Source organism: Stenotrophomonas sp. HMWF023 (assembly GCF_003060985.1).
Classification (GTDB): Bacteria; Pseudomonadota; Gammaproteobacteria; order Xanthomonadales; family Xanthomonadaceae; genus Stenotrophomonas; species Stenotrophomonas lactitubi.
This window is the reverse complement of sequence record NZ_QAIJ01000227.1, coordinates 9,336-11,996: the sequence shown is the minus strand read 5'-3', so window position 1 is coordinate 11,996 and position 2,661 is coordinate 9,336. Positions and strand designations below refer to the sequence as shown.

The 2,661-nt window shown below is 67.3% G+C and carries 2 protein-coding genes; both read right to left on the bottom strand.

The genetic code is table 11. The features are described 5' to 3' along the window. Positions 1-393: 393 nt before the first annotated feature. On the bottom strand, positions 394-1,281 hold the full coding sequence (locus DBR20_RS12460) for a GyrI-like domain-containing protein (RefSeq protein ID WP_108266391.1): 888 nt from the start codon (positions 1,279-1,281) through the stop codon (positions 394-396). 84 nt (positions 1,282-1,365) lie between these two features. Beyond that, positions 1,366-2,652: an aminotransferase class V-fold PLP-dependent enzyme gene (locus DBR20_RS12455; RefSeq protein WP_108266390.1), complete on the bottom strand. Its 1,287-nt coding sequence runs from the start codon at positions 2,650-2,652 to the stop codon at positions 1,366-1,368. Between the last annotated feature and the right edge of the window lie 9 nt (positions 2,653-2,661).

Sequence of the window (2,661 nt, the reverse complement as noted above, 5' to 3'; positions counted from 1 at the left end):
GGTTGCGGGGGACGCCGTGAATCCGTCCATGGAGGCTTGGCCGCGGCATCCATGCCGCGGACACCCCCGCAACCGGACCCGCCCCGCCTTCGACAGATCTCCGCGATCTGCCGGAATGGCATGCCTGCTCTTGCTGGGTGTCGACCTTGGTCGACACGTCGATCCACGCCAGGCGTGGATGTTCTTCGTTCAATCGTCGAAGAATTCGATTTCGATTGAGATTCATCCACGCATGGCGTGGATTTACCGGGATTCGTTGCGCCTAAAAATATCCCCGGCCGACCCGCATCGGCCGGGGATGATATCGCCACGCCCTTGGAGAGCGTCTCTAACGTAGCGCGTTCCTGCAGCGATGGTGATCGCCTATGGCGATGACGACCAAGCCGGTGGCTATCAGCCTGCCAGCGGCAGGCAGACGTCGGCACGCAACTGGTGGGCAGGTACCTGTTCGGGATCATCCAGGAAGTGGAAATACAGGGGCGCTTCGGCAAGCGCGTGCCCGCTGTCCGGCCACCAGTCGCGCAGCAGGGCGTCACCCACCGCCTGCAGCTGCTCATAGGGACCGACGTGGTGGACAACCGCATGCGGTCCGACTCCGAGGGCCTGCCGCCGCAGCGGCGATGACAGTGACGGCAACCCCGTGGCAAATCCCATGCCGCAGTCGAAGCGATGCATCCGTGCCGGTACGTCACGGTGGTCATCGATGGCGATGCCCACCAGGTGCAGCAGATCGTCGGCCAGGCCCTGCGTCTGCGCCCATTCGAACAAGCGACCGAAGCTGGCGTCGAGATCACCGAAGGCCCCCTGCGCGCGCAACAGCACGACCTCGAACGGCTGCAGCGCGCGCACCTCCACCTTCAGCGGGGCAGCGGTCTCTGCGTCCACGTCGGCCGGTGGCTGTGCCAAAACCTGCTGCCATTGCTGCCGCAGCGCTGCATCGGCGCGCAGGGCTCGCGGGGTGGTATGCAGGCGCTGCCGGCAGCGCCGCGCCAGGGCCTGCGCACTTTCATAGCCTGCGGCCAACGCGGCGTCGGTGACGCTTGCATCGGGCTGCTGCAGCGCATGCAGGGCGTTGAGCAGACGCAGGCGGTCCAGCGTCTGCCCCGGGCTCTCACCGGTCAGCGCCCGGTACAGGCGCTGGAAGTGATAGGGCGACTGATGCGCGACCGTCGCCAGTGCCGTTACATCCGGCAGCGCCTGCTGCTCACGCAGGCAGGCCTGCAGATGGTCGATGACCCGTTCGATTCCCTGCGCCTGGCGCAGGCCTGCAAGCCGCTTCATGACCATCTCCCATCGAGGACATGGCTGCGATCCTGCCTGATCCGCCGGCCGCGCGCGTAACCGATCCTGCGCGATTGACTGCCCTCAGGTGCCGGCCAGGGCCTGTTCCAGGTCAGCGCGCAGGTCGCCGATGTGCTCGATGCCGATCGACAGGCGCACGGTGTCCTCGCTGACCCCGGCCCTGGCGAGCTCGGCCGCATCCAGCTGGCGATGAGTGGTCGACGCCGGATGTGTCGCCAACGACTTCGCATCCCCCAGGTTCACCAGCCGGGTGAACAGCTTCAGTGCATCAAGGAAACGCGCGCCGGCAACGCGCCCGCCGGGTAGGCCGAAGGTCAGCACGCCGGAGCCGTGGCCGCCCAGATAGCGCTGCGCCGCCGCGTGTTCGGGGTCGTCGGGCAACCCGGCATAGCGCACCCAGGCCACCTTCGGATGCGCGCGCAGGTACTCCGCCACGGCCAGCGCATTGGCGTTGATCCGCTCCATGCGCAGGGCCAGTGTCTCGATGCCCTGCAGGATCAGGAAGGCATTGAACGGTGACAACGCTGCGCCGGTATTGCGCAACGGCACCACCCGCGCACGGCCGATGTAGGCTGCCGCCCCGAGTGCTTCGGTGTAGACCACGCCGTGGTAGCTCGGGTCGGGCTGGTTCAAGCGGGCGAAGCGTTGCGGCTGCGCCGTCCAGTCGAAACGGCCGGAATCGACGATCGCCCCGCCCAGACTGGTGCCGTGGCCGCCGAGGTACTTGGTCAGCGAGTGCACCACGATGTCGGCGCCATGTTCGAACGGGCGCAGCAGGAACGGCGTGGCCACGGTGTTGTCGACGATCAGCGGCACGCCGGCCGCATGCGCGACCTCGGCGATCGCGGCAATGTCGGTGACGTTGCCGCGCGGGTTGCCGATCGACTCGACGAACACGGCCTTGGTGCGCGCATCGATCAGATCTGCGAACGCCGACGGGTCGGCCGGATCTGCGAACCGCGTCTGGATGCCGTACTGCGGCAGCGTATGCGCCAGCAGGTTGAGGCTGCCGCCATATAGCGCACTGGCGGCGACGATGTTGTCGCCGGCCTCGGCAATGGTCTGGATCGCATAGGTGATCGCCGCCTGCCCGGAGGCCAGTGCCAACGCGCCGATGCCCCCTTCCAACGCCGCCACGCGCTGCTCCAGCACGTCGGTGGTGGGGTTCATGATGCGCGTATAGATGTTGCCCGGCACCTTCAGGTCGAACAGGTCCGCCCCGTGCTGGGTGTCATCGAATGCGTAGGCCACGGTCTGGTAGATCGGCACCGCCACCGCGCGGGTGGTCGGGTCGGGACGGTAGCCGCCGTGCACGGCCAGGGTTTCCAGTTGCCACTGCGGATCGCTCATTGCACCAGG